General features: G+C 73.7%; 27 protein-coding genes and 1 tRNA gene. 9 read left to right on the top strand and 19 right to left on the bottom strand.

Annotated elements, in window-relative coordinates; all coding sequences use genetic code 11:
- Positions 1-30: 30 nt before the first annotated feature.
- Positions 31-261: a DUF3618 domain-containing protein gene (locus tag DMP17_RS20555; RefSeq protein WP_412763218.1), complete on the bottom strand. Its 231-nt coding sequence runs from the start codon at positions 259-261 to the stop codon at positions 31-33.
- A gap of 266 nt (positions 262-527) precedes the next feature.
- Between DMP17_RS20555 and bcp the strand changes: the two genes are divergently transcribed.
- The 3 genes from bcp to DMP17_RS20570 all read left to right on the top strand — a co-directional run bounded on the left by bcp (position 528) and on the right by DMP17_RS20570 (position 1,744).
- A complete protein-coding gene (bcp, locus tag DMP17_RS20560) occupies positions 528-995 on the top strand; it encodes a thioredoxin-dependent thiol peroxidase (protein ID WP_305080701.1) in 468 nt (155 codons plus the stop codon).
- 35 nt (positions 996-1,030) lie between these two features.
- Positions 1,031-1,681: an HNH endonuclease signature motif containing protein gene (locus tag DMP17_RS20565; protein WP_337830341.1), complete on the top strand. Its 651-nt coding sequence runs from the start codon at positions 1,031-1,033 to the stop codon at positions 1,679-1,681.
- Positions 1,672-1,744 (top strand) — tRNA-Leu (locus DMP17_RS20570). Before DMP17_RS20565 ends, DMP17_RS20570 begins: the two co-directional genes overlap by 10 nt.
- 18 nt (positions 1,745-1,762) lie before the next feature.
- Here DMP17_RS20570 and DMP17_RS20575 read toward each other — a convergent pair.
- Entirely contained in the window at positions 1,763-2,476 is a 714-nt protein-coding gene (locus DMP17_RS20575; RefSeq protein WP_226355513.1) for a TVP38/TMEM64 family protein, read from the bottom strand.
- A 177-nt stretch (positions 2,477-2,653) separates the two neighbouring features.
- On the opposite strand from DMP17_RS20575, the gene DMP17_RS20580 reads away from it, so the two are divergent.
- A complete protein-coding gene (locus DMP17_RS20580; protein WP_062404267.1) occupies positions 2,654-3,052 on the top strand; it encodes a carboxymuconolactone decarboxylase family protein in 399 nt (132 codons plus the stop codon).
- A gap of 3 nt (positions 3,053-3,055) precedes the next feature.
- Here DMP17_RS20580 and DMP17_RS20585 read toward each other — a convergent pair whose 3' ends face one another.
- The 10 genes from DMP17_RS20585 to DMP17_RS20630 form a co-directional block, all read right to left on the bottom strand.
- On the bottom strand, positions 3,056-3,745 hold the full coding sequence (locus DMP17_RS20585) for a non-canonical purine NTP pyrophosphatase (protein WP_226366848.1): 690 nt from the start codon (positions 3,743-3,745) through the stop codon (positions 3,056-3,058).
- Positions 3,742-4,542, bottom strand: a complete 801-nt coding sequence (rph, locus tag DMP17_RS20590; RefSeq protein WP_226355511.1) for a ribonuclease PH — start codon at positions 4,540-4,542, stop codon at positions 3,742-3,744. Before rph ends, DMP17_RS20585 begins: the two co-directional genes overlap by 4 nt.
- A 22-nt stretch (positions 4,543-4,564) precedes the next feature.
- Positions 4,565-5,350, bottom strand: coding sequence for an MBL fold metallo-hydrolase (locus tag DMP17_RS20595; protein ID WP_226355510.1), 786 nt, complete (start codon positions 5,348-5,350; stop codon positions 4,565-4,567).
- Between the two features lie 8 nt (positions 5,351-5,358).
- On the bottom strand, positions 5,359-5,760 hold the full coding sequence (locus DMP17_RS20600) for a hypothetical protein (protein ID WP_073576166.1): 402 nt from the start codon (positions 5,758-5,760) through the stop codon (positions 5,359-5,361).
- Positions 5,753-6,127, bottom strand: coding sequence for a hypothetical protein (locus DMP17_RS20605; RefSeq protein ID WP_073576167.1), 375 nt, complete (start codon positions 6,125-6,127; stop codon positions 5,753-5,755). Before DMP17_RS20605 ends, DMP17_RS20600 begins: the two co-directional genes overlap by 8 nt.
- 62 nt (positions 6,128-6,189) lie before the next feature.
- The gene (murI, locus tag DMP17_RS20610) at positions 6,190-7,020 is read right to left on the bottom strand and encodes a glutamate racemase (RefSeq protein ID WP_062400757.1); all 831 of its coding nucleotides are present in this window, start codon (positions 7,018-7,020) and stop codon (positions 6,190-6,192) included.
- On the bottom strand, positions 7,017-7,619 hold the full coding sequence (locus DMP17_RS20615; RefSeq protein WP_337830342.1) for a rhomboid family intramembrane serine protease: 603 nt from the start codon (positions 7,617-7,619) through the stop codon (positions 7,017-7,019). Before DMP17_RS20615 ends, murI begins: the two co-directional genes overlap by 4 nt.
- A 49-nt stretch (positions 7,620-7,668) precedes the next feature.
- Positions 7,669-8,616 carry a PLP-dependent cysteine synthase family protein gene (locus tag DMP17_RS20620; protein ID WP_226355508.1) on the bottom strand — a complete coding sequence of 316 codons (948 nt, stop codon included), beginning with the start codon at positions 8,614-8,616 and terminating at the stop codon, positions 7,669-7,671.
- A gap of 62 nt (positions 8,617-8,678) precedes the next feature.
- On the bottom strand, positions 8,679-8,954 hold the full coding sequence (locus tag DMP17_RS20625; RefSeq protein WP_226356660.1) for a MoaD/ThiS family protein: 276 nt from the start codon (positions 8,952-8,954) through the stop codon (positions 8,679-8,681).
- A gap of 115 nt (positions 8,955-9,069) precedes the next feature.
- Positions 9,070-9,564 (bottom strand): Mov34/MPN/PAD-1 family protein, encoded by a 495-nt coding sequence (locus DMP17_RS20630; RefSeq protein WP_226355507.1) that lies wholly within the window; start codon positions 9,562-9,564, stop codon positions 9,070-9,072.
- Positions 9,565-9,698: 134 nt separating this feature from the next.
- Here DMP17_RS20630 and DMP17_RS20635 point away from each other — a divergent pair, with 134 nt between their 5' ends.
- Positions 9,699-11,384: a bifunctional metallophosphatase/5'-nucleotidase gene (locus DMP17_RS20635; RefSeq protein WP_337830343.1), complete on the top strand. Its 1,686-nt coding sequence runs from the start codon at positions 9,699-9,701 to the stop codon at positions 11,382-11,384.
- Between the two features lie 15 nt (positions 11,385-11,399).
- Here the strand turns inward: DMP17_RS20635 and DMP17_RS20640 are convergent, their stop codons facing one another.
- The gene (locus tag DMP17_RS20640) at positions 11,400-11,951 is read right to left on the bottom strand and encodes a DUF2017 domain-containing protein (RefSeq protein WP_062400754.1); all 552 of its coding nucleotides are present in this window, start codon (positions 11,949-11,951) and stop codon (positions 11,400-11,402) included.
- A gap of 2 nt (positions 11,952-11,953) precedes the next feature.
- Positions 11,954-12,262 (bottom strand): ATP-dependent Clp protease adapter ClpS, encoded by a 309-nt coding sequence (clpS, locus tag DMP17_RS20645; RefSeq protein ID WP_226355505.1) that lies wholly within the window; start codon positions 12,260-12,262, stop codon positions 11,954-11,956.
- A gap of 124 nt (positions 12,263-12,386) precedes the next feature.
- Between clpS and DMP17_RS20650 the strand changes: the two genes are divergently transcribed.
- Both DMP17_RS20650 and DMP17_RS20655 read left to right on the top strand, forming a co-directional pair.
- Positions 12,387-13,673: a nicotinate phosphoribosyltransferase gene (locus tag DMP17_RS20650; protein WP_226355504.1), complete on the top strand. Its 1,287-nt coding sequence runs from the start codon at positions 12,387-12,389 to the stop codon at positions 13,671-13,673.
- A gap of 3 nt (positions 13,674-13,676) precedes the next feature.
- Positions 13,677-14,252, top strand: coding sequence for an isochorismatase family protein (locus tag DMP17_RS20655; protein WP_226355503.1), 576 nt, complete (start codon positions 13,677-13,679; stop codon positions 14,250-14,252).
- A gap of 43 nt (positions 14,253-14,295) precedes the next feature.
- Here DMP17_RS20655 and DMP17_RS20660 read toward each other — a convergent pair whose 3' ends face one another.
- A complete protein-coding gene (locus DMP17_RS20660) occupies positions 14,296-16,101 on the bottom strand; it encodes a BCCT family transporter (protein ID WP_337830344.1) in 1,806 nt (601 codons plus the stop codon).
- 742 nt (positions 16,102-16,843) lie between these two features.
- Between DMP17_RS20660 and DMP17_RS20665 the strand changes: the two genes are divergently transcribed.
- Positions 16,844-17,992, top strand: a complete 1,149-nt coding sequence (locus DMP17_RS20665) for an aromatic ring-hydroxylating oxygenase subunit alpha (protein ID WP_337830345.1) — start codon at positions 16,844-16,846, stop codon at positions 17,990-17,992.
- Positions 17,993-18,319: 327 nt separating this feature from the next.
- Here the strand turns inward: DMP17_RS20665 and purU are convergent, their stop codons facing one another.
- Positions 18,320-19,168, bottom strand: coding sequence for a formyltetrahydrofolate deformylase (gene purU, locus DMP17_RS20670; protein WP_337830346.1), 849 nt, complete (start codon positions 19,166-19,168; stop codon positions 18,320-18,322).
- A gap of 138 nt (positions 19,169-19,306) precedes the next feature.
- Between purU and DMP17_RS20675 the strand changes: the two genes are divergently transcribed.
- Positions 19,307-19,972 carry a GntR family transcriptional regulator gene (locus DMP17_RS20675; protein WP_226355498.1) on the top strand — a complete coding sequence of 222 codons (666 nt, stop codon included), beginning with the start codon at positions 19,307-19,309 and terminating at the stop codon, positions 19,970-19,972.
- A gap of 7 nt (positions 19,973-19,979) precedes the next feature.
- Here DMP17_RS20675 and DMP17_RS20680 read toward each other — a convergent pair whose 3' ends face one another.
- From DMP17_RS20680 to DMP17_RS20690, 3 genes are all read right to left on the bottom strand, one after another.
- Positions 19,980-20,852: a bifunctional 5,10-methylenetetrahydrofolate dehydrogenase/5,10-methenyltetrahydrofolate cyclohydrolase gene (locus DMP17_RS20680; protein ID WP_226355497.1), complete on the bottom strand. Its 873-nt coding sequence runs from the start codon at positions 20,850-20,852 to the stop codon at positions 19,980-19,982.
- Positions 20,849-21,469: a cyclodeaminase/cyclohydrolase family protein gene (locus DMP17_RS20685; protein WP_337830347.1), complete on the bottom strand. Its 621-nt coding sequence runs from the start codon at positions 21,467-21,469 to the stop codon at positions 20,849-20,851. The genes DMP17_RS20680 and DMP17_RS20685 overlap by 4 nt, the downstream gene beginning before the upstream one ends.
- An 89-nt stretch (positions 21,470-21,558) precedes the next feature.
- Positions 21,559-24,030, bottom strand: coding sequence for a GcvT family protein (locus DMP17_RS20690; RefSeq protein WP_337830348.1), 2,472 nt, complete (start codon positions 24,028-24,030; stop codon positions 21,559-21,561).
- Positions 24,031-24,053 lie beyond the last annotated feature (23 nt).

Consider the following 24,053-nt stretch of genomic DNA (forward strand, 5'->3'; position numbering starts at 1 on the left):
CACACCGGCCGGGCGTGACGTGCAGGCGGTCTAGCGGAAGATCGAGCGGACGATCGCCAGCCCGACCAGCGCGCCGACCGCGATCAGCGAGTACTTGACCTTCGGGTCGGCGAGCCGCTCCGCGAGCTGCTCCTTGCCGCCCTCGATGAGGTTCTTCGGGTTCGCCCGGTCCGCCAGGGCGTCCAGACTCTCGGCCAGCGCGTCCCGGGTCTTCTCGATCTCGCGCTGGATGTTCTCGGGGTCGCGGGCCACCACGTCCACCTCCGGTTCGGCCGGTACGCGTCCGCGCCCGGGACTCCTGCTGCTCGCGCCCGACGCTGCCCCGACACCGACGTCCGGGCACCGCGAGCGGCGTGGCACACACCGTAGCCACCGCACGGCCCGGTCCGCGCGCCCGGCCACCGGCGCGCCGCCGATCGGGTCGGCCCGACGGTCGTCCGCGCCGCATCCGTCCACAACCGGCCGGTACGTCCACAGGCACCGCACTCGGGTCCGCGGCCCGCCCGGCGGGTGGCACGCTGATCGTCATGAGCACACGGCTGCAGGCGGGCGACACCGCCCCCGACTTCACCCTCGACGACGCCGACGGCACGGCCGTCTCCCTGGCGGACTACCGCGGCCGCAAGGTCGTCGTCTACTTCTACCCGGCGGCGAGCACCCCGGGCTGCACGAAGGAGGCCTGCGACTTCCGCGACAACCTCGCCGAGCTGAACGGTGCGGGCATCGACGTGCTGGGCATCTCCCCCGACAAGCCCGCCAAGCTCGCGACCTTCCGCGACAACGAGAAGCTGACCTTCCCGCTGCTGTCCGACCCGGACCGCGGGGTCCTCACCGCCTGGGGTGCCTTCGGCGAGAAGAAGCTCTACGGCAAGACGGTCACCGGGGTCATCCGGTCCACCTTCCTGGTCGGCGAGGACGGCACGATCGTCGACGCGCAGTACAACGTGAAGGCGACCGGGCACGTGGCGAAGCTGCGCCGGGACTGGAAGGTCTGATGCCCGTCCGGCCGGCGGGCGCGGGGTGAGCGGACGTGCCCCGCGCCCGCCGGTGGACCGACGAGGAGCTGGTCGCGGCGGTGGCGGCGGCGCGGACCCTGGCCGAGGTGTGCCGGGCCCTCGGGCTGCGCCCGGGCCGCTACGACCGGCTGCGCGCCCACATCGCACGGGTGGGCGCCGACGCGAGCCACCTGCCGGGCCCGGTGGAGGGCCGCCGACGCCACCACTGGACCGACGACGACCTGGCCGCGGCCGTACGCGATGCGGAGACGGTGTCGGCCGTCCTGCGCCGTCTCGGCTACGCCCCCAGCGGCGGGATGCACCGGCTGGTCGTCGGGCACATCCGGCGTCTGGGACTCGACACCACCCACTTCCGCGGCCAGGCGTGGTCACGCGGACGATCGACGGCGACCCGGGCCCCACGCCCGTTGTCCGAGGTGCTCGTCCGGAACTCGCCGATGCGCAACACCGGTCACCTGCGCAAGCGCCTCGTCGCCGCCGGGCTGAAGGAGGCCCGGTGCGAGCTGTGCGGGCTGGACCGGTGGCGGGACCATCCGTTGCCGCTGCAGCTGGACCACGTCAACGGTGACCACACCGACAACCGGCTGGAGAACCTCCGTATCCTGTGCCCGAACTGCCACGCCCAAACGACGACGTGGTGTGTCCGCAAGAGCCGGCCGGCGTAGCCCAACGGCAGAGGCACGGTCTTTAGGTGGCCGCGAGTGCGGGTTCGAATCCCGCCGCCGGCACGCGTCGCGTCGCCCGCCTCACCCGGCGGGCGGCGCGGTCCCGGCCGGCTCCGCGCCCCCGGGCGCGACGCCGTCGGCCTCGTCCGGCAGCGGCCGCCGGGCGGCGAGCAGCACCCCACCGAGCCCGAGCACCGCGCAGATCCCGGAGACCAGCAGCAGGGCCGGCGGTACGTGCCCGGTCACGGCGTCGCCGAGCGCGACGACGGCGATGGTGCTCGGCGCCGACCCGATCACGGTGCCGACCAGGTAGGGCCAGAACCGCACCTGGGACAGCCCGGACAGGTAGTTGAGCACCGCGAACGGCACCATCGGGATCAGCCGCAGCGACGTCACCGCCAGCACGCCGTGGTGGTCGAGCCTGCGGCGCACCCACACCGCGCGCGGGTGGCCGGCGTAGCGGGCGACGAGCCGCCCACCGGTGGCCCGGACGAGCGCGAACGCCACGACCGCGGACAGCGCGGTCGCGAACAGGGTCAGCGCCGCACCGCCGACGGCGCCGAACAGCACCCCGGCGGACACGGTGAACACCGTCCGGGGGAAGGGCGGGACGTTCAGCGCGACCTGGAGCAGCACGAACACGACCGGGCCCCAGATCCCGGCGGCCTCCACGGCCCGGCGCAGCTCACCGAACCGGGGGACGGCGGACAGCCCCAGGGACCGGGCCACGAGTACGACGAGTGCGGCCGCGAGCACCAGCCCGAGGCAGCCCAGCAGAAACCGCCACCACCGCACGGAGATCACGGTACCGAGACCCGCGCCGGTGCCGTCGGCCGCGGTCGTCGCACGTGACCGGGCTCCCCCGTGTGCGCCGCCGGCCGCGGCCGACCGCGCGGCCGGGCACCTCCGGGCGCGCCGCCGGGCGCGGCCGGCGCAGGTGCCGCCGGGGCCGGCCGTGAGAGGCTGCCGACCATGAGCGACTCGGGTATCGACCCCGCCGAACTGGACGCCGACGGGCTGGCCGTGCGCCGCGAGGTCCTCGGCTCGGACTACGTCGACGCGGCGCTGGGCCGCGTCGACGACACGACCGCGGACTTCCAGAAGCTGATCACCCGCTACGCCTGGAACGAGATCTGGACCCGCCCTGGGCTGGAGCGCCGGATGCGCTCGGCGGTGACGCTGACCGCGCTCGTCGCGCACGGGCACTGGGAGGAGTTCGAGCTGCACGTGCGGGCGGCCCGGCGCAACGGCCTGACCCGCGACGAGATCGTCGAGATCATCCTGCAGACCGCGATCTACTGCGGGGTCCCGGCGGCGAACTCGGCGTTCCGCATCGCGCAGCGCGTCCTGGCCGAGCCCGCCCCCGAGTAGTCCTCAGCCGTCGGCGAGCAGCGCCTGCAGGTGCGGGACGAGCGCGCGCAGCGCGGTCCCCCGGTGCGAGGCGGCGTCCTTCTCCTCGGCGCTGAGCTCGGCCGAGGAGCGGCCGTCGCCCTCCGGGGCGAAGATCGGGTCGTAGCCGAAGCCGTTCTCCCCCCGCGGGGCGCGCAGCAGGGTGCCGCGCCACGTCCCGTGCACCACGGTGCGCCCGGGCACGGAGGCCTCCGCGTCGGGGCCGCCGGTGCCGTCGGTGCCGCCGGAGGCGGGGTCGGAGTCGAGGCCGGCGGCGGCCGCGTCGGGCGTCACGAGCGCGGCGGCGCACACGAACGCGGCGCCGCGGCGCTCGTCGGGGACGTCGGCGGTCTGCCCGAGCAGCAGCTGCAGGTTGGCCTCGTCGTCGCCGTGCCGGCCGGACCAGCGGGCGGAGAAGATGCCCGGCATGCCGTTCAGGGCGTCGACGGTGATGCCGGAGTCGTCGGCGATCGCCGGCAGCCCGGTCGCGGCGGCGGCGTCGCGGGCCTTGGCGAGCGCGTTCGCGGCGAAGGTCGCTCCGGTCTCGGGGGCCTCCGGGAACTCGGGGACGTCGGCGAGCCCGACGATCTCCACCCCGGAGAGCCCGGCGGCCTCGGTGATCCGGCGCAGCTCGACGAGCTTCTTGGCGTTGCGGGTGGCGAGCAGGATCTTCACGCCTCGCCCTCCCCCGCGGTGTCCGGGGCGTCGGCGGCGGCCTGCGCGGCGATCTTCGGGTGCGGTGCGGCGAGCACCTCGACCTGCAGGCGGGCCAGCTCGGCGATCCCGGCGAGCGCGGAGTCGAGCATGGCGTCGAGGGTCGAGCGGGAGAACGTGGCGCCCTCGCCGGTGCCCTGGACCTCGATGAGGGTGCCGGTCTCGGTGGCGACGACGTTCGTGTCGACCTCGGCCCGCGAGTCCTCCTCGTAGGGAAGGTCGAGCCGGACGCGGCCGTCGACGACGCCGACCGACACCGCGGCGACCTGGCAGGAGATCGGCTTGGGGTCGGACAGCTTGCCCTGCTCGCCGAGCCAGGTGACGGCGTCGCACAGGGCGACGTAGGCGCCGGTGATGGCCGCGGTGCGGGTGCCGCCGTCGGCCTGCAGGACGTCGCAGTCGATCGCGATCGTGTTCTCGCCGAGCGCGCGCAGGTCGATGCAGGCGCGCAGGGACCGGCCGATCAGCCGGGAGATCTCGTGGGTGCGGCCACCGATCCTCCCCTTCACCGACTCCCGCGACGAGCGGGTGTCGGTGGCCGAGGGCAGCATCGCGTACTCGGCGGTGACCCAGCCGAGGCCGGATCCCTTCCGCCAGCGCGGTACCCCGTCGGTGACGCTGGCGGCGCACAGCACCTTCGTGTCACCGAACTCCACCAGCACCGATCCCGCGGGGTGCTTCTGGAAGCCCCGGGTGATGGTCACCGGCCGCATCTCGTCGTCGGTCCGGCCGTCGGCCCTGCCCTCTGTTCGTGTCACCCGGCCATCGTAGGAAGCCGGTTCAGACCTCGAACACCGCGTCGGGCCGGGCGAGCTCGACGGTCCCGCCGAAGGCCGCCTTGGCCTCGGCGCCGAGGGACTCGCGGTCGAACCAGGCCGGGACGTGGGTGACGACCAGGCGCCGGGCCCCGGCGGCCGCGGCGTGCTCGCCCGCCTCCCGTCCGGACAGGTGCACCCCGGGCGGTCCGGCCTCGGCGTGCGGCCAGCTGGCCTCGCAGAGCAGCAGGTCGGCGTCGCGGGCGGCCTCGACGAGCCCGGGGCAGGCGGCGGTGTCCCCGGAGTAGGTCAGGACCCGGCCGCGGTGCTCGAGCCGCAGCGCGTAGGCGGGGCAGACGTGCACGACCTCGTACGCGGTGACGGTGACGGCGTCCTCGCCGGTGCCGACGGTGAACGGCTCCCCCACCACGAGGTCGTGGAAGGAGAAGACGTCGGTGAGGTCGGTGCGGGCGTAGTCCTCCTCGGTGACGGCGTCGGCGCGGGCGAAGCGGGTGTGCGCACCGGCCGGGGCGTGCACGGCCAGCTTGCGCGCGGTCGCGTCGAACGGGGGCCGGGGGTGGTAGCGACGGTGCACCACCAGCGACGGGAAGTCCGAGCAGTGGTCGGGGTGCAGATGGCTGAACACCGCGGCGTCGAGGGAGAACGGGTCGGCGTGCCGTTGCAGGGCGCCGAGGGTGCCGTTGCCGAGGTCGAGCGTGAGGCGGGTCGCCCCGGCCTCGACGAGGTAGCCCGATGCCGGGGACTCGGGTCCGGGGCCGCTGCCGGAGCACCCGAGAACGATCAGCCGCATGCGCGACCCTAACCCGTTCGTGAGGTACGCCGCAGCCACCAGAGCCCGACGAACGGCAGCACCAGCGGGACGAAGCCGTAGCCGGCGCCGAAGTGCGACCAGACCGTCTCGCGGGGGAAGTCGGCGGGGACGAACGTGGTGAACGCGCCGACGGCGAGCACGCCGACGAGTTCGAAGACCACGGCGGACCAGGCGAGGCGGCGGAAGCCGGGGCCGGTGCCCGCCAGACCGACGGTGGCCAGGATGTAGACGAAGCCGGCGAGCGCGGACAGCGAGTACGCGAGCGGCGCCTCGCCGAAGCGTTCGGCGATCTGCACGCCTGCCCGCGCCGAGGCCGAGAGCGCGAAGATGCCGTAGACGGCGATGAGGATGCGGCCGGGGCCGGTGGCGGTGGCGCGGGGCTCAGGCACCGGGCACCCCCGGGATCCACAGGCCCTGCAGGCGCAGCACGGCGACGAGCGTCCCGATCGCGCCGACGGCGATCACGGCGCCGCCCCAGCGGCTCGGCTCGGCGGTGGCGAACTGCAGTGCGATCACCGGGACGCAGACCGCGACGGCGAGGTAGATGAGGAAGGTCGACTGCTCGGGCAGGGTGACCCCGCCGAGCAGGACCCGGTACGCCGCGATCGCCGCCTGCACGACGATGAGCGCCACACAGATCCCGACGGCGACGGTGTGCACCCGGCTCGGGGGCCGGTTCAGCGCCGTCGTGACCAGACCGAACAGCGCGGTGGCCGAGAGCGCCACGGTGATCACCAGGACGAGCGTTCCGATCACGGCGGGAACGCTACCCCCCGCTCCCGGTACGGCGCGGAGGACCCGCCCGTCGCGGCCGGTGGTCAGGCGGACGGGAGCGCGGCGCCCGCGCGGCCCACGACCGAGCCGATCTCGGGGCCCAGGAAGCGGCGGCCGAGCCGGGCGAAGGGTTCCGGGTCGCCGGTGGCGAGGAAGCGGTGCGGCGCGGGCGGGGTCGTGTCGTCGCGCAGCAGGTCGTGCGCGTGCAGGGTCCGGACCAGGGTGCGGGCGGTCTCGTCGGCCGAGGACACCAGCGTCACGTCCGGGCCGAGGACGATCTCCAGCACCCCGGACAGCAGCGGGTAGTGGGTGCAGCCGAGGACGACGGTGTCGACGCCGGCGCGCTGCAGCGGCTCCAGGTACCCCTGGGCGACGCCGAGGACCTGGCGTCCGCTGGTGGTGCCGCGCTCGACGAAGTCGACGAACCGGGGGCAGGCCACCGAGGTGATCTCGGTGTCGCGGGCGGCGTCGAAGGCGTCGGCGTAGGCGCCCGAGGCGATGGTCGCGGCGGTGCCGATGACCCCGATCCGGCCGTTGCGGGTGGTGGCGACGGCGCGGCGCACGGCCGGGCGGACGACCTCGACCACCGGCACGGGGTAGCGCTCGCGGAAGTCGGCGAGACAGGCCGCCGAGGCGGAGTTGCAGGCGATGACCAGGGCCTTGACCCCGGAGTCGACGAGCTCGTCGCCGATCGCGAGCGCGAGGCGCCGGATGTCGGCGAGCGGGCGCGGCCCGTAGGGGCTGTGCGCGGTGTCGCCGACGTAGACGATCTGTTCGGCGGGCAGCAGGTCGATGACCGAGCGGGCGACGGTGAGCCCGCCGACGCCCGAGTCGAAGATCCCGATCGGTGCGTCGATACCGGGTGCGTCGCTCACACCCGCGAGGGTAGGCGGTCCGCCTTGGCGACCCAGTAGGCGGCGACGACTCCGCCGATCGCGCCGAACAGGTGGCCCTGCCAGGACACCATCGGGTCCGAGGGCAGGACGCCCCAGAGGATCGACCCGTAGATCAGGAACAGCACGATCGCGAGCAGGATCTGTCTGCCGTTGCGGGCGTAGAAGCCGCGGGTGAGCAGGAACAGGAACCAGCCGAACACGATGCCGGAGGCGCCGAGGACCGGGGCGGGCGAGGTCAGCCAGACGCCGAGCCCGCTGACCAGCCAGATCGTGGCGGTGACGGCGACCCACTGGACGGGGCCGCCGGACATCGCGAGGAACCCGAAGATCAGGAACGGGAGGCTGTTCGCGGCGAGGTGGGCGTAGTCGGCGTGCAGCAGCGGCGCGGTGAGGATCCCGGACAGCCCGTCGACGTCGCGGGGGTAGATCGCCGCCGCGGAGTCGACCATGCCGCCGGAGGCCTGGTCGACCGCCTCGATCACGTAGAGCGCGGCGGTGAACGCCAGCATGATCACCGCGGCGCGCACCGGCGCGGGCGGCAGCACACGGGCGGGGCGGCCGTCCGGGAGTGCGGTCATGTCACCCACGGTACCGGCACGGCCGCCCGTTATGCCCGTTGTGCCCGGTTCAGGCCCAGAGGTGCCCGTCGATGCCCTGCGCGGCGGTCCCCAGGTCACCGGAGTAGGCGCCGGTGGACAGGTACTTCCAGCCGCCGTCGCAGACGATCATGACGACGTCGGCGCGCTGCCCGGCGTCGAGCGCCTTGTTCGCGACGCCGAGTGCGGCGTGCAGGATCGCGCCGGAGGAGATCCCGGCGAAGATGCCCTCCTGCTCCACGAGCTGGCGGGTGCGGCGCAGCGCGTCGTAGGAGCCGACCGAGAACCGGCCGGTCAGCACGGTCTCGTCGTAGAGCTCCGGGACGAAGCCCTCCGACAGGTTCCGCAGGCCGTAGACGAGCTCGCCGTAGCGGGGCTCGGCCGCGACGACCTGCACGTCGGGCTTGTGCTCGCGCAGGTAGCGCCCGGCGCCGACGAGGGTGCCGGTGGTGCCGAGCCCGGCGACGAAGTGGGTGATCGACGGCAGGTCCCGCAGGATCTCCGGGCCGGTGCCGCGGTAGTGCGCGTCGGTGTTGGCCGGGTTGCCGTACTGGTAGAGCATCACCCAGTCCGGGTGCTCGGTGGCGAGCTGCTTGGCGACGGCGACGGCCTGGTTCGACCCGCCCGCCGCCGGCGAGGAGATGATCTGCGCGCCGTACATGGCGAGCAGCTGCCTGCGCTCCTCGGAGGTGTTCTCCGGCATCACGCAGATGATCTCGTAGCCCTTGAGCTTCGCGGCCATCGCGAGCGAGATCCCGGTGTTGCCCGAGGTGGGCTCCAGGATCGTGCAGCCGGGTGTGAGCAGCCCCTGCTTCTCGGCGTCCTCGATCATCGCCAGCGCGGGCCGGTCCTTGATCGAGCCGGTGGGGTTGCGGTCCTCCAGCTTCGCCCACAGCCGCACGTCCTCCGACGGCGACAGGGACGGCAGCCCGACCAGCGGGGTGTCGCCGACGGCGTGCAGCAACGAGTCGTAACGCACGGGTTCTCCTCACACGACGGCACCGGGCGGGGACGCCGCCCGGTGCCGGGGTCCGGTGGGGCTCAGCGACCGCCGGCCACGGCCGGGAGGATCGTGAACGTGGAGGACTCCTTGACCGGGGCCTCCAGGCCGCCGGCGAAACGGATGTCCTCGTCGTCGACGTAGATGTTGACGAAGCGGTGCAGCTTGCCGTCGGTGATCAGACGGTCCTTGATGCCGCTGTGCCGCGACTCCAGGTCGTCGATGACCGCCGAGACGGTGTCGCCCTTCGCCTCGACGGTCTTCTCACCGTCGGTGTGCGTGCGAAGGATGGTGGGGATGGAGACGGAGACGGCCATCTCGGTGATCACTCCTGGTGGGTCGCTCTGGCGTGGATTTCTCACGCGCGACAACGCGGCCGGAGTACGGCGACATTCCCGCGCGACCTCCGGCGCGGGTGCGCGAGAGGGTCGATCAGGCCCGGTCGGGCACGTCGTCGGAGCCGGTGTGGGAGAACATGTAGGACTCCACGACCGCCAGCTCGTCCTCCACGACCTCGCCGTCGGCGAGGTGGTAGGAGCGCACCTCGGGCTCGGCGTCGGCGGTGGCGAGGCCCACGATCAGCCAGTGCTGGTCGGGGGTCCACTCCATCTGGGCGACGTCCTTGGGCGACGGGTAGGCCTCGGGCAGGCCGGTGTGCGCCACCGGCCGCCGCGGCAGCCGCGTGTGGGAGTGGACGACGAGCATGCGGCGCTCACCGGCCGCGTCCAGCTCGCGCTCCAGGCGGATGTCCTCGGCCGGGGAGAAGGCGAAGTCGCTCGCCACCTCGTCGGCGTTGGTCATCGGCACGTAGCGCTCGGGGTGCTCGCCGGTCTCGGGACCGACGAGCTGCCCGCACGACTCGACCGGGAAGTCCCGGCGGGCGTGCGCGACGAGCGCATCGACGAGGTCGGACCGGAGGACGAGCACGACCCGAGGATACGCGGCCCCGGCCGCGGGACCGAACACCCGCCGGGCGGGAACCGGCCGTTCACGCACTCGACACCACGGTCTGTGATCCCGGCCACGGCCTCCCGCTCGGGGGTACGTCCATACTGCCCTGCGTGCCCTCCTCCGGTCGCCGTGTCGGATTCGTCCTCGCCGCCGTGCTCGTCGTCGTCCTCGCGGTGGGGGTCACCGTCGAGGCGGTGACGCTCTCGGGCCGCCCCGCCGCGGGCGCGCCCGGCTCCGGCACGGTGCGGCTCATCGCGCTCAACGACCTGCACGGCAACCTGGAGCCGCCGTCGGGGTCCTCGGGCCGGGTGACCGACGACGCCGGCGCGCAGGTCGAGGCCGGTGGCGCCGCGTTCCTGGCCGCGCACGTCGCGGCGCTGCGGGCGCAGGCCCCGGCGAGCGTGGTGCTGTCCACCGGCGACAACGTCGGCGCGTCCCCGCTGGCGTCGGCGCTGTTCCGCGACGAGCCGACCGTCGAGGTGCTGGAGCGGGTCGGCGTCGCCGCGTCCGCCGCGGGCAACCACGAGTTCGACGAGGGCATCACCGAGCTGCGCCGGCTGCAGCGCGGCGGCTGCCACCCGGCCGACGGCTGCCGCTTCACCCCGTCCTACGACGGCGCGTCGTTCCCGATCCTGTCGGCGAACGTGACCGAGGGCGGGAAGCCGGCGCTCGCCGCGTCGACGGTGGTGGAGGCGGGCGGCGCCCGGATCGGTGTCATCGGCGCCACCCTGTCCGAGCTGCCCGACCTGGTGTCCCCCGACGGCATCCGCGGCCTGGAGGTCGGCGACGAGGTCGCCGCGATCGACGCGGCGTCGCGCGAGCTGACCGCGCAGGGGGTGCGGGCACAGGTGCTGCTGCTGCACCAGGGCGACGAGGCGACCGGCGACGGCGGCCCGGACGCCTGTGCGATCGAGCCCGGCGGGCCGGGGTCGCGGATCGCGGCCGCGGTGTCCGCCGACGTCGACGCGGTGTTCTCCGCGCACACCCACCAGCAGTACGCGTGCTCGGCGACCGACCCGGCCGGGAACCCGCGACCGTTCGTGCAGGGCCTGTCGTTCGGCAGGCTGCTGTCGGTGGTCGACCTCGCCCTGACCGGCGACGGCGACGTGGACCGCGGCGCGACGACGGCCCGCAACGAGGTCGTCACCCGCGACGTCACGCCCGACCCGGCCGTCGCCGACGTCGTCGACCGTGCGGTCGCGCAGTCGCGACCGCTGGCCGAGCGGCCGGTCGGGACGGTGGCCGGGCCGCTGCTGCGCGCGGCCGCGCCGACCGGGCTGTCCCCGCTCGGCACGGTCATCGCCGACGCCCAGCTCGCCGCCTCCCGCGGCGACGGCGCCCAGCTCGCCCTCACCAACCCCGGCGGGGTCCGCGCGGACCTGGTGCCCGGCGCGGGCGGGCGGGTCACCTACGGGCAGGCCTACACCGTGCAGCCGTTCGGCAACATCCTGCAGACCATGACGCTCACCGGCGCCCAGCTGCGCGCGGTGCTCGACCAGCAGTTCACCGTCGACGACGGCCCGACGGTCCTGCAGAGCTCGTCGAACCTGCGCTACACGGTGGTGGCCGGGAACCGGGTCGGTGACATCTCGATCGGCGGCGTCCCCGTCACCGACGACGGCCGCTACCGGGTCGCGACGAACAACTTCCTGTCCGCGGGCGGCGACGGCTTCGACACCTTCACCGCCGGGACCGAGCTGGTCGGCGGCCCGGTGGACCTCGACGCGTTCGTCGCCTACCTGGGCGCGAACCCGGGCCTGGCCGCGCCGTCGACCGACCGGATCGTGCGCCGCTGAGGGTGGGCCCGGCGGTCAGAGCCCGCGGACGCGGACCCGGACCAGGGAGTCCTGCACGTAGGTCAGCCAGTGGTAGACGCCGAGGTGCTGGGCCCGCGGGTCGTCGTCGGGCAGCTGCTCGGGCATGTCCTCGTTCACGTCGAGGGCGGTGCCGAGCGCGAGCCGTACGTCGTTGAGGGCGGCCAGCCAGGCGTCGACCTGGGCCTCGGTGAGCTCGAGCCGTCCGCCCGCCTCGGGCAGGGTGTCCAGCACGGTCGCCGCGGCGGTGTCCTTGGCCTCGATCAGCGACGGCTCGTGCAGCGAGCGCATCCCGCCGGCGAGGTCGGAGTCCTCGGTGGTGAAGTCCGGGAGCAGCCGGGCCAGCACCCGGTCGGTCGGCCGCGACGTCGGGCCGGTGCGGATGCCGGTGAGCTCGGCGAGCTCGTCGGTGGGCGCGAGCTCGGCACGACCGGCGAGCATCTGGCGGATCTCGACGAACAGCCCCCGCAGGACGACGGCCTCCTCGCCGGAGAACCCGGACGTGTAGCGGACGCGGTCGCCCCGGCCGCTGCGCTTCCAGCCGTTCACGCTCAGGCCCGCTGCATGGTGGCCCACAGGCCGGCCGCGTGGAGCTGGGCGACGTGTCCCTCCACGGTGTCCTTGTCCCCCGCCGACACCGCGGCGCGTCCCTTGTGGTGCACGTCGAGCATCAACGCGGTGGCCTTCGGCTCGGGGTAGTGGAACACCTTCTGCAGCACGTAGGTCACGTACGACATGAGGTTGACCGGGTCGTTCCAGACGATGGCCTGCCACGGCGTGTCGGGGCCGGCGGACTCGTCCAGGTCGGGCGCGACCTGCTCGGTGGGCGCCGGGGACGGCGCTGGGGACGGCGCGGACATGCGCCCCATGGTGGCACAGCCGGGACAGCGGTCACGGCCCGACCGCACGGCCGCACGGCCCGCGGACGGCACCGGCCACAGCGGCACCGACCACGACGGCGCGGGCGGCCGTAGGCTCCCGGCCATGACCGGCACGGCCCTGCTGACCGACCGCTACGAGCTGACGATGGTGGCGGCGGCCCTCGCCGACGGCACCGCGGAACGCCACTGCGTCTTCGAGCTGTTCGCGCGCCGCCTGCCCGACGGGCGGCGCTACGGCGTCGTCGCCGGGACGGGGCGGCTGCTGGAGGCGATCGAGCGCTTCCGCTTCTCCGACGCCGACCTGGAGTTCCTCGCCCCGGTCGTCGACGCGGCGACCCTGGAGCGTCTGCGCGACTACCGCTTCTCCGGCGACGTCGACGGCTACCCGGAGGGCGAGCTGTACTTCCCCGGCTCCCCCGTCCTCACCGTGACCGGCACCTTCGCCGACGCGGTGATCCTGGAGACCGTCGCCCTGTCGATCTTCAACCACGACAGCGCGATCGCCTCGGCGGCGGCCCGGATGGTGACGGCGGCGGCCGGCAGGCCGCTGATCGAGATGGGCTCGCGCCGGACCCACGAGGAGGCCGCGGTGGCCTCCGCCCGGGCGGCGTACCTGGCGGGCTTCGCGACGACGTCGAACCTCGCCGCGGGCGCCCGGCACGGCATCCCGACCGCGGGCACCGCCGCGCACGCCTGGGTCCTGCTGCACGACGACGAGCCGGCCGCCTTCGCCAGCCAGGTCGCCGCGCTGGGCACCGGCACCACGCTGCTCGTCGACACCTACGACATCCGCCGCGGCATCGAGCACGCCGTCGCGGCCGCCGGTCCCGGGCTGGGTGCGGTCCGCATCGACTCCGGGGACCTCGGCGAGCTGGCCCGCCAGGCCCGCGAGCAGCTCGACGCGCTCGGTGCCACCGGGACCCGGATCGTGCTGTCCGGCGACCTCGACGAGTACGCGATCGCCTCGCTGCGCGCCGAGCCGGTCGACTCCTACGGCGTGGGGACCTCGGTGGTCACCGGGTCGGGCTCGCCGACGGCCGGGATGGTCTACAAGCTCGTCGAGGTCGACGGGCGCCCGGTGGCCAAGCGGTCGAGCGCCAAGGAGTCCCGCGGCGGGCGCAAGGCGGCGCTGCGCCGGTTCAAGCCGACCGGGACCGCGGTCGAGGAGGTCGTGTACCCCTACGGCACCGACCCGGTCCTCGGCCCGCACGACCGGGCGCTGCCGGTGCCGCTGGTGCGGGACGGGAAGGTCGTCGCCGACGACGTCGTCACCGGGCTGGAGGCCGCCCGGGAGCGGCTGCGGACGGCGCTGGTCGCCGTACCGTGGGAGGGGCTGAAGCTGTCCCGCGGCGAGCCTGCGATCCCGACCACCTTCCTCACCGGGAGCTGAGCCATGGCACGAGCGTTGATCGTCGTCGACGTCCAGAACGACTTCTGCGAGGGCGGCGCCCTCGCGGTGGCCGGCGGGGCCGTCGTGGCCGCCGGGATCGGGCCGCTCGCGACCGCCGGCCGCGACGGGCGGGTCTACGACCACGTCGTCGCCACCCGGGACGTGCACGTGGACCCGGGGCCGCACTTCTCCGACACCCCGGACTTCGTCGACTCCTGGCCGCCGCACTGCCGCGCGGGGACGCCGGGCGCGTCGTTCCACCCGGCCCTGGACGTGGCGCCGATCGAGTGCGTCTTCGACAAGGGCGCCTACACCAGCGCCTACTCCGGGTTCGAGGGCGCGAGCGGGAACGAGTCGGGCACGCCGCTGGGCGACTGGCTGACCGAGCGCGGGGTGACCGAGGTCGACGTCGTCGGCCTGGCGACCGACCACTGCGTCCGGGCGACCGCGCTCGACGCGTCGCGGCTCGGGCTGGCGACGACGGTGCTGCTGCACCACTGCGCCGGGGTGGCCCCGGAGACGACGGAGCGGGCGCTGGCCGCGCTGGCCGAGGCCGGGGTGGAGCTGCGCACCGCCTGAGCCGGGCACCGGCCGGGAACGCGTCCCGGCCGGTGCCGGTGGCTCAGCGGCGCTCGGCGGTGGCGACCGGGGTGGCCCGGTCGTCGTCGGCCGGGGTGGCGCCGTCGTCGCCGGAGCGCTCCGGGGCGGCCGGGACGCCAGGCGGGTCGACCGCCCCGACCGGGACGGGGCCCGCGTCGGTGTCCCCGTCGTCGTCCTTGGCGAAGGAGCCGACCTTCACGTAGAAGTCGTCGCCGTGGTTGTCGGTCGCCCAGTCGACGGCCTGTTCCATCACCTCGGCGCTCTTGACCGCGCGCAGGATGACCTTGTCGCGGCGCACGTCGCGGTGCAGGGCCACGCACAGCAGCACCATGATCACCACGAACGGTGCCGCGACCAGGATCGTGAGGTTCTGGATGCCCGACAGAGCGTCCTCACCCCCCGTGACCAGCATCAGCACCGCGACCGCGCCCATCGCGGCGCCCCAGAAGACGACCACCCACCGGCTCGGCTCGATGGTGCCGCGCTGGGACAGCGTGCCCATCACGATCGACGCGGCGTCCGCGCCGGACACGAAGAAGATCGCGACCAGGATCATCACCAGCAGGCCGGTGGCGGTGGCCCAGGGGTAGGCGCCGAGCATCTGGAAGAGCTGGACGTTTGAGTCGTCGGAGAACTGCGCGCCCTGCTGGGCCTGCTCGACGGCCGTGCCGCCGAAGATGCAGAACCAGACCAGCGAGACCAGGCTCGGCGCGAGGATGACGCCGCCGACGAACTCACGGATGGTGCGCCCGCGCGAGATCCGCGCCAGGAACATGCCGACGAACGGCGTCCACGAGATCCACCACGCCCAGTAGAAGACGGTCCAGCTGGACAGCCACTCCAGCATCGGCTCGCCGCCGACGGCCTCGGTGCGCCCGACCATCTCGAAGAACTGCGCGAAGTAGGCGCCCAGCGCGGTGGGCACCAGGTCCAGGATGATCACCGTCGGGCCGACGACGAACACGAACAGCGCCAGCGCCCCGGCCAGCACCATGTTGGTGTTGGACAGCCACTGGATGCCCTTGGCGACCCCGGACACCGCGGAGAGGATGAACGCCGCGGTCAGCACGACGATGATCGCCGCGAGCACGCCGGCCCCCGGCACCCCGTCGACCCAGCCGACGGTCTGCATGCCGCCGCCGATCTGGAACGCGCCGAGACCGAGGGACGCGGCCGAGCCGAACAGCGTCGCGAAGATCGCGAGGATGTCGATCGCCTTGCCGATCGCCCCGTCGGCGGCCTTCTGCCCGATCAGCGGGACGAACGCCTGGCTGATCAGCTGCCGCCGGCCCCGGCGGAAGGTGGAGTAGGCGATCGCGAGCCCGACGACGGCGTAGATCGCCCACGGGTGCAGCGTCCAGTGGAACAGCGACGTCGCCATCGCGACCTGCATCGACTCGGTCGTCGCCGGCGCGGCGGACCCGGGCGGCGGGGACCGGAAGAAGGTCAGCGGCTCGGTGACCCCGAAGAACATCAGCCCGATGCCCATGCCGGCCGAGAACATCATCGCGATCCAGGAGACCGTGCGGAACTCGGGCTCCTCGTCGTCGGCGCCGAGCCTGATCCGCCCGAACCGGCTGAAGGCCAGGAACAGCGCGAAGGCCACGAAGGCGGTCGCGGCGAGGATGAAGCCCCAGCCGCCCCCGCGCATCAGGGCCTCGATCATCCCGGACGCGGTCGTGCGCAGGCTCTCCGGCGCCGCGACCCCCCAGACGACGAACAGCAGCGCCAGCGCGGCGCCGATCCCGAAGACCGTCCAGTCCGTGCGGGGGCGTTCCGGGGGTGCTCCGGGGTCCTCGGTACACGACCGGGGATCGACCTGCGTCATGACGTCTCCACCTCTGTCCGGGTGCGGGGGAAGTGCGGTACGTGCGCCGCTCCGTGGGTCGTGCGGGCCCGCCGCCGGGATCGCCGGCACGACGGGGGGCGGGGAGCGGGTGCCGCCGGCCCGGGAGAGGGGCGGCGGACGGGCGGCGATCGGCCAGGGTCGCGACCCGGCAGCACCTGCTCCCCATCAGATACTCGATTAATATATCTGTGCACGTTATGATGAGGCCGAAGCGGCGGTCAAGCCCCGACCAGCCGCCCGGAGCCCGACGACACCGGAGTCGCCACCGTGCCCCCAGCAGTTCCGTCACCCCACCCGCGGCGACCGGCCCACGCCCCGGGCCTGCACGAACACCACCGCTGCGGCCCCTTGACACCGACCCGGGAGACGCGCTCCCATCGTGGTGCGCATTGAGCGACTCGTTGCTTGTTACGCAACAGTTTCCGGTATTTCTCGTGTGTTTCCGCGGTCCCGATCGCCGCCGTCGTCCTCGTGTCGGAATCCCACTGCAGGAGGTGATCCGCTGTGCCGCAACGTTTCCACCGTGACCGCACGCCGGTCGCCTCCGGCGCCCGGCCGTCGCGCGGGCCCCCGGTCCCGCGGCGCCGGCCTCCGTAACGCACCGATGCCGTCGCACCGATCCCGAGCTCGGCCCGCGAGGACGTCACCTCGTCGACGCGCCCGACCTCGACCCGACCCGCCAGCCGCCCCATCCCGACCGTCGCCCACGAGGAGTACCGCCATGACGACCGGCGAGTTGTCGAACCCCGCCACCGGGGGTCAGAGCCTCCCGGACAGCCTGCGAGAGACGCTCGCGGGCCACTACTACACCGACCCCGCGATCTTCCGGGCCGAGCAGGACAACATCTTCCACAAGACGTGGTTCTGCGCGGTGCTGGCCGCGGACCTGGACAAGCCCGGCGCGTTCGAGACCGTCCAGATCGGGCGGGAGAGCGTGATCGTCACGCGGGCCAGGGACAACTCCGTGCGGGCCTACCTCAACGTCTGCCGGCACCGCGGCGCGCGGCTGTGCACGGAGGAGAAGGGCGAGGTCAAGCGCTCCTTCCAGTGTCCGTACCACGCCTGGACCTACGGCCTGGACGGCAAGCTCATCGCGGCGCCGAACCTGAGCTCGATGCCCGACGTCGACAAGGTCGAGTACGGCCTGCACACCGTGCACGTCCGCGAGTGGCTGGGCTACGTCTGGCTGAGCCTGGCCGAGGAGCCACCCTCGTTCACCGACACGGTGATCGGTGACGTCAGCACCCGGCTCGGTTCGCCGGACGCGATCGTCGGCTACGACGTCGAGAACCTGAAGCTCGGCCGGCGCATCTCCTACGACGTCAAGGCGAACTGGAAGCAGATCGTCGAGAACTTCATGGAGTGCTACCACTGCGCGACGATCCACCCCGAGCTCACCGAGGTGCTGCCGGAGTTCGCCGACGGCCTGGCCGCCCAGTACTTCGTCGGGCACGGCGCGGAGTTCGGTGAGGAGATCCAGGGCTTCACCGTCGACGGCTCGGAGGGGCTCGCCCGCATCCCGGGCGTCGCGCAGGAGCAGGACCGCCGCTACTACGCCATCACCGTGCGGCCGTCGGTGTTCATCAACCTGGTCCCCGACCACGTGGTGTTCCACCGCATGTTCCCGCTGACCGCCGAGCGCACCCTGGTCGTCTGCGACTGGCTGTACCTGCCCGAGGTCGTCGACTCCGGCGCCGACATCGACCGCTCGGTGGAGCTGTTCCACCGGGTCAACGTCCAGGACTTCGACGCCTGCGAGCGCTGCCAGCTCGCGATGGACTCGCGCTCCTACGAGAAGGGCGGCGTGCTCGTGCCCAGCGAGCACCACATCGGCGAGTTCCACGACTGGGTGCGCGACCGCGTGGGCTGATCCCCCGCACCACCACGGACGCCCCGCCCGGCCCCGCCGGCGCGGGGCGTTCGTGCGCTCCCACTCCCCCACCCGCCACCGGCCGGCGGCACCGGGCAGGAGCGCACGGCCGCCGTGGCACCCCACCACGACGCGTGGCACCCCACGCATGGGGCGCCACGAGACGCGAGGAGTCGCCGGGCCGGGCCGGGGCGCCGGGCCGGCCGGGTCGCGACGGGCTAGGCGGCAGCGGGCCGGGCGGCGGCAGGCGGGACGACGGCGGGCGGAACGCGGAACGGCCCCGCCCCCGCGGTGCGGGGACGGGGCCGTGGGCTCGCGGAGCGGGCGCTACCGGAAGACGACCGTGCTGCCGCCGGTCAGCAGCACCCGGCGCTCGCAGTGCCAGCGCACCGCGCGGGACAGGGCGAGCGCCCCGGCGTCGCGGCCGACCATCTGCAGCGCCTTCGGGTCGTAGGAGTGGTCGATCCGGATCACCTCCTGCTCGATGATCGGGCCCTCGTCCAGGTCCGGGGTCACGTAGTGCGCCGTGGCGCCGACCTGCTTCACGCCGCGCGCGTAGGCCTGGTGGTAGGGGCGGGCGCCCTTGAAACCGGGCAGGAACGAGTGGTGGATGTTGATGGCCCGGCCCTCGAGGGCCTTGCAGGTCTCGTCGGAGAGCACCTGCATGTAGCGGGCGAGCACGACCAGCTCGGCGTCGAACTCGTCGACGAGCGACAGCAGCCGTGCCTCGGCCTCGGGCTTGGTCTCCGCGGTCACCGGGACGTGCACGAACGGCAGTCCGGCCGCCTCGGCCATCGGGCGCATGTCCTCGTGGTTGGAGACGACCGCGACGATGTCGGCGCCGAGGCTGCCGGCCCGCCAGCGGAAGATGAGGTCGTTGAGGCAGTGGCCGAGCTTGGAGACCATCACCAGGATCCGGGCGGGGACGCCGTCGGTGAAGGTGAAGCTCATGCCGAACTCCGCGGCGACGGCCTCGAAGTCGCGGCCGACGGCGTCGAGGTCCACGTCCTGCTCCGCGCCGACCTGGGTGCGCAGGTAGAGGCGGCCGCGCAGCGGGTCGTCGAACTGCTGGTACTCGCCGATGTCGCAGCCGTGCTCGAACAGGAAGGCGCTGACCGCCCGCACGATGCCGGTGCGGTTCGGGCAGTCCAGGGTCAGGATGAAGGAACGGGACACGGCGGCCTCTCCTCGGTCGGACGCGCTCCGCGGAGACCGCGGCACGGTGTAGATAGTGCATTGATATATCAGTCATAGTCAAGAGGTGTGGGCACGTCCGGCGACTGTTAGGCACGTCTGTCGCGTTAACATGCGACCGTGACCGCATTGCCCGACGACGCCGAGCCGGAGTACACGTCCCTCGCCGACAAGGCGTACACGGTGATCCGGGATCGGCTGATCATGCTCGACATCCCGCCGATGACGGCCATCGACGACGTCGCCCTCGCGAAGTCCCTGGAGGTCGGTCGCACCCCCGTCCGGGAGGCACTCAAGCGGCTCGAGATCGACCGGCTGGTCGTCTCCTACCCGCGTCGCGGGACGTTCGCGACCGGTGTCGACATCACCGACCTCGCCTACATCTCCGAGATCCGTGTGCAGCTGGAGCCGCTCGCCGCGCGGCGCGCCGCCGAGTACGCCGGCCCCACCACGCGGGCCGACCTGGCCGAGCTGGCCGACACGATCGACCGGATCGACGTGCGCACGCTGGACCGCGACGAGCTGATGCGCTGGGACCTGCACGTGCACCGGACGATCTACGAGGCGGCGGCCAACCCACACCTCGAGGACACCCTGATCCGCTACGACAACCTGGCGACCAGGATCTTCTGCCTGTTCCTGGACCGGATGACCCACTTCGACCAGCACGTCGGCGAGCACTCGGGCCTGCTGCGGGCCATCGCGGGCCAGCAGGCCGACGAGGCGGCCGACCGGGCCCGCGCGCACGTCATCGGGTTCGAGAAGGCGGTCCGCGAGGTCGTCTGAGCCCGGCTCAGACGTGGGCGCGCGCCGAGCGGACGGTGTGCGTCAGCAGCAGGGCCGTGGTCACCGGTCCGACACCGCCGGGCACCGGGGTGAGTGCCCCCGCGCGGGTGGCGACGTCGGCGGCGTCGACGTCGCCGACCAGGCTGCCGTCGGGCGCGGTGTTGGTGCCGACGTCGACCACGACCGCGCCGTCGGCGACGTGCTCGGCGCGGATCAGCCCGATCCGCCCGACCGCGACCACGAGCACGTCCGCGGTGCGGGTGTGCTCGGCCAGGTCCTTGGTGTGGCGGTGGCAGATGCCGACCGTCGCGTCGCGCTGCAGCAGCAGCTGTGCGGTCGGCTTGCCGACGACCAGCGAGCGCCCCACGACGACCGCGCTGCGCCCGGCCAGCTCGACGCCGTGGTGGTCGAGCAGCTCGAGCACCGCGGCCGCGGTGGCCGGCGGGTAGGCGGGCAGCCCCGCGGCGAGCCGGCCCGCCGACAGCGGGTTGGCGCCGTCGACGTCCTTCTCCGGGACGATCGACGCGGCCAGTTCCTCGACCCGCACGCCGTCGGGCAGCGGGGTCTGCAGGATGATGCCGTGCACGGTGTCGTCGCTGCTCAGGCGGGCCAGGGTGCGGCCGATCAGCTCGGCGTCGGCGTCCGGGCCGAGGTCGACGACCTCGCACTCCACACCGACCCGGCGGGCGGCGCCGGACAGCGAGCGGACGTACCAGCCCGCGCCCTCGTCGGCGGTGGCGACGACGACGGCCAGCCGCGGCGCGACGCCGAGGACGGTGAGCGCGGCGGCCTCGGCCTGCACGCCCTGGCGCAGCTCGCGGGCGCGCGCGGTGCCGTCGAGCAGCACGTGGTCGGGGTGGGGGGTGGGTGGCGGGGTCATCGGCGGATCTGCTCCCGTACGTCGTCGGTCACCTTGTCGGCCCGGCGCAGCAGGTCGTCGACGCCGGTCAGCGCCGCCTCCAGCTCGCTGCGCGCCGGCGGGTCGGTGAGGCCCGCCAGGTTGATCTCGACGTTGAGCCGGGCGGTGCTGGCCGCGGCCCGTGCGGCGTCGGCCGCCGCGCCTACGTCGCTGATCACGTTGGGGTTGCCGATCGGCCGCAGTCGCTCGGCGAGGTCGACCACCTGCTCGGCGGCACGGATGACCTGCGCCGGGATCCGGCCCGCCTCGACCAGTGCGGCGGCGATCGCGGCGGTGCGGGCCCGCTTCGCCTCGTCGGTGTCGCGGGGCAGCGTGTAGGCCGCGCCGACGGCGCCGAACGCACGGGCGTCGTCCTCGGCGAGGCCGAGGCCGGTGATGCGCAGCTCGTCGGCCCGGTTGCGGACCGCCAGCACGGTCTCGGCGTGCTCGGCGTAGCGCTCGCCGTCGGTGTAGCGGGCGACCATGCCGAGCAGGGCGGCGGCCTGCGCGAGGTGCAGGCCGGCCGTCGCGCCGCCCCCGGGGGCGGGGACGCGGGCGGCCAGGTCCCAGAGGAACCGGTCGAGGGTGTCGGTACGCATGGGGGTCCTTCCGTGCGGCGGTGCGACGGGCGGGGTGGCACGTCGACCCCGGGGCCCGGCCGGGTGGGCCGGGCCCCGGGTCGTGCGGGTCAGCGCCGGATGCGGCTCATCTCCGGGTCGAACAGCGGCTCGGCCGCGACCGAGGCCCGGATCCGGCGGTCGAAGTACTGAATCTCGACCGTCGATCCGACCGGCAGCCCGGCGGGCAGCCAGGCGTAGGCGATCGGGGTGCCCAGGGTGTAGGCGTACGCCGCGGAGGTGACGTAGCCGGCCGGCTCCCCGTCGACGAGCACGGCCTCGTGACCGAGGACGACGCTGCGGCCGTCGTCGATCGTGAGGCAGGTCAGCCTGCGGGTGACGGCGTCCGGGTCGATCTTCTCGACGGCCTCGCGGCCCACGAAGTCGCCCTTGGTGTGCGGGCGGACGGCGAAGCCGAGCCCGGCCTCGTAGGGGTTGTGCTCGGTCGAGACGTCGGCGCCCCAGGAGCGGTAGCCCTTCTCCAGCCGCAGGCTGTTGAACGCCGCGCGCCCGGCCGCGACGACGCCGAGCGGGCGCCCGGCCTCGTACAGCACGTCCCACAGCTTCCGGCCGTACTCGGCGCTGGTGTAGATCTCCCAGCCGAGCTCGCCGACGTAGGACAGCCGCATCGCGGTCACCGGGATGCCGGCGATGTGCGCGGACATCGCGCGGAAGTACTTCAGCCCCTCGTGGGAGAAGTCGTCGCGCGACAGCGGCTGCACCAGGTCGCGGGCCAGCGGGCCCCAGACACCGATGCAGCAGGTACCGCCGGTGATGTCGCGGACGACGACCGAGTGGTCGTCGGGCAGCGCGCGGCGCAGGTGGTCGAGGTCGAGGTTGGAGTTCGCGCCGACCTGGAACAGCTGCTCGCCCAGCCGGGCGACGGTGAGGTCGCTGCGGACGCCGCCGGCCTCGTCGAGCATCAGCGTGTAGGTGACCGCGCCGACGGACTTGTCCATCTTTCCGGTGGTCAGACCCTCCAGGAACGCGCAGGCGCCCGGCCCGGACACCTCCAGGCGCTTCAGCGGGGTCATGTCGTACATCGCGACCGCGGTGCGGGTCCTCCACGCCTCGACCGCGACGACCGGCGAGTGGAACATCGCCGACCAGGCGTCGCGGGACGGGGCGCGCCACTCGGCGGGCATGTCCTTCGCCAGGGCGGCGTTGGCCTCGTACCAGTGCGGGCGCTCCCAGGCGTGCGACTCCAGGAAGAACGCCCCGAGCTCGCGCTGGCGGTCCACGAACGGGCTGGTCCGCAGGTCGCGCGGGGACAGCTTCGGCTGCAGCGGGTGCAGCACGTCGTAGATCTCGACGAAGTTCTGCTGCGAGGTCTCGTCGACGTAGGCGTCGGTGGTCTCGACCTCGTCGAAGCGGTGCACGTCGCATCCGTGCAGGTCGAGCTCGCTGCGGCCCTCGACGAGCAGCTGCGCGACCGAGCGGGCGACGCCCGAGGAGTGGGTGACCCACACGGCCTCGGCGATCCAGAAGCCGGCGACGTCGGCGGACTCGCCGATCAGCGGCCCGCCGTCGGGGGTGAAGGAGAAGACCCCGTTGAAGCCGTGCTCGATCTTGGACCGCTGTAGGCCGGGCAGCAGCTGCGTGCTCTGCTCCCACTGCTGTGCGAAGTCGTCGGAGGTGAAGGGCAGCATCGAGGGCTGGGTGCGCTCGCCGACCTCGCCGTCGCCGACCTCGGGCAGCTCGGAGATCGACACCGGCATCGGGCGGTGGGCGTAGGAGCCGATGCCGATGCAGTCGTTGTGCTCGCGGTAGTAGAGGTCGGCGTCCTGGTGGCGCAGGATCGGCAGCCGCGCCTCGACGAGCTCGTCGTTGCGTCCGACGAGCTGCTCGACCTGGGTGGTGCGGGCGTACTGGTGGGCCAGCGGCAGCAGCGGCACCCGCATGCCGACGAGCTTGCCCAGCTCACGGCCCCAGAACCCGGCGCAGGACACGACGATGTCGGCGGGGACGGTCTCGCCGTCGGCGGTCTCGACGCCGGTGACCCGGCCGCCGGACTGGGCGATGCCGGTGACGCGCACCGAGCCGCGGAAGACCGCGCCGCGGGACTCGGCGCGCCGCGCCAGCGCGACGACGGCGCGGGCGGCCTTGGCCAGGCCGTCGGTCGGGGTGTGCAGGCCGCCGAGGACCTGACCGGCGTCGAGCAGCGGGTGCAGGCGGGCGCACTCGGCGGCGTCGACGACCGACGCCGGGACCCCGCGGGAGACTGCCCAGCCCTGCTTGCGGTGCAGGTCGGCGAGCCGCTCCGGGGTGGTCGCGACCTCCAGGCCGCCGACCTGGTTGAAGCACCAGCCGCCGTCGACGTCCAGGCTCTTCAGCTTCTCGACGGTGTAGGTGGCGAACGCGGTCATGGTCTTCGACCCGGTGGTCTGGAAGACCAGGCCGGGGGCGTGCGAGGTGGAACCGCCGGTCAGGGGCAGCGGCCCCTGGTCCAGGACGGTGACGTCGGTCCAGCCGCGGGTGGTGAGCTCGTCGGCCAGGTTCGCCCCGACGATCCCGGCTCCGATGATGACGACGCGGGGGGTCATGGTGGTCTCCTTCTCGGTGGTCG

The sequence above is a fragment of the Pseudonocardia sp. TMWB2A genome (assembly GCF_017312135.1).

Bases quoted from the DNA above. Each gene is read 5' to 3' on its own strand.
- bcp (WP_305080701.1), top strand. From the start codon at position 528: ATGAGCACACGGCTGCAGGCGGGCGACACCGCCCCCGACTTCACCCTC.
- DMP17_RS20580 (WP_062404267.1), top strand. From the start codon at position 2,654: ATGAGCGACTCGGGTATCGACCCCGCCGAACTGGACGCCGACGGGCTG.
- DMP17_RS20595 (WP_226355510.1), bottom strand. From the start codon at position 5,350: ATGCGGCTGATCGTTCTCGGGTGCTCCGGCAGCGGCCCCGGACCCGAG.
- DMP17_RS20615 (WP_337830342.1), bottom strand. From the start codon at position 7,619: ATGACCGCACTCCCGGACGGCCGCCCCGCCCGTGTGCTGCCGCCCGCG.
- DMP17_RS20625 (WP_226356660.1), bottom strand. From the start codon at position 8,954: ATGGCCGTCTCCGTCTCCATCCCCACCATCCTTCGCACGCACACCGAC.
- clpS (WP_226355505.1), bottom strand. From the start codon at position 12,262: ATGTCCGCGCCGTCCCCAGCGCCGTCCCCGGCGCCCACCGAGCAGGTC.
- DMP17_RS20650 (WP_226355504.1), top strand. From the start codon at position 12,387: ATGACCGGCACGGCCCTGCTGACCGACCGCTACGAGCTGACGATGGTG.
- DMP17_RS20655 (WP_226355503.1), top strand. From the start codon at position 13,677: ATGGCACGAGCGTTGATCGTCGTCGACGTCCAGAACGACTTCTGCGAG.
- DMP17_RS20660 (WP_337830344.1), bottom strand. From the start codon at position 16,101: ATGACGCAGGTCGATCCCCGGTCGTGTACCGAGGACCCCGGAGCACCC.
- DMP17_RS20665 (WP_337830345.1), top strand. From the start codon at position 16,844: ATGACGACCGGCGAGTTGTCGAACCCCGCCACCGGGGGTCAGAGCCTC.
- DMP17_RS20680 (WP_226355497.1), bottom strand. From the start codon at position 20,852: ATGACCCCGCCACCCACCCCCCACCCCGACCACGTGCTGCTCGACGGC.
- DMP17_RS20685 (WP_337830347.1), bottom strand. From the start codon at position 21,469: ATGCGTACCGACACCCTCGACCGGTTCCTCTGGGACCTGGCCGCCCGC.
- DMP17_RS20690 (WP_337830348.1), bottom strand. From the start codon at position 24,030: ATGACCCCCCGCGTCGTCATCATCGGAGCCGGGATCGTCGGGGCGAAC.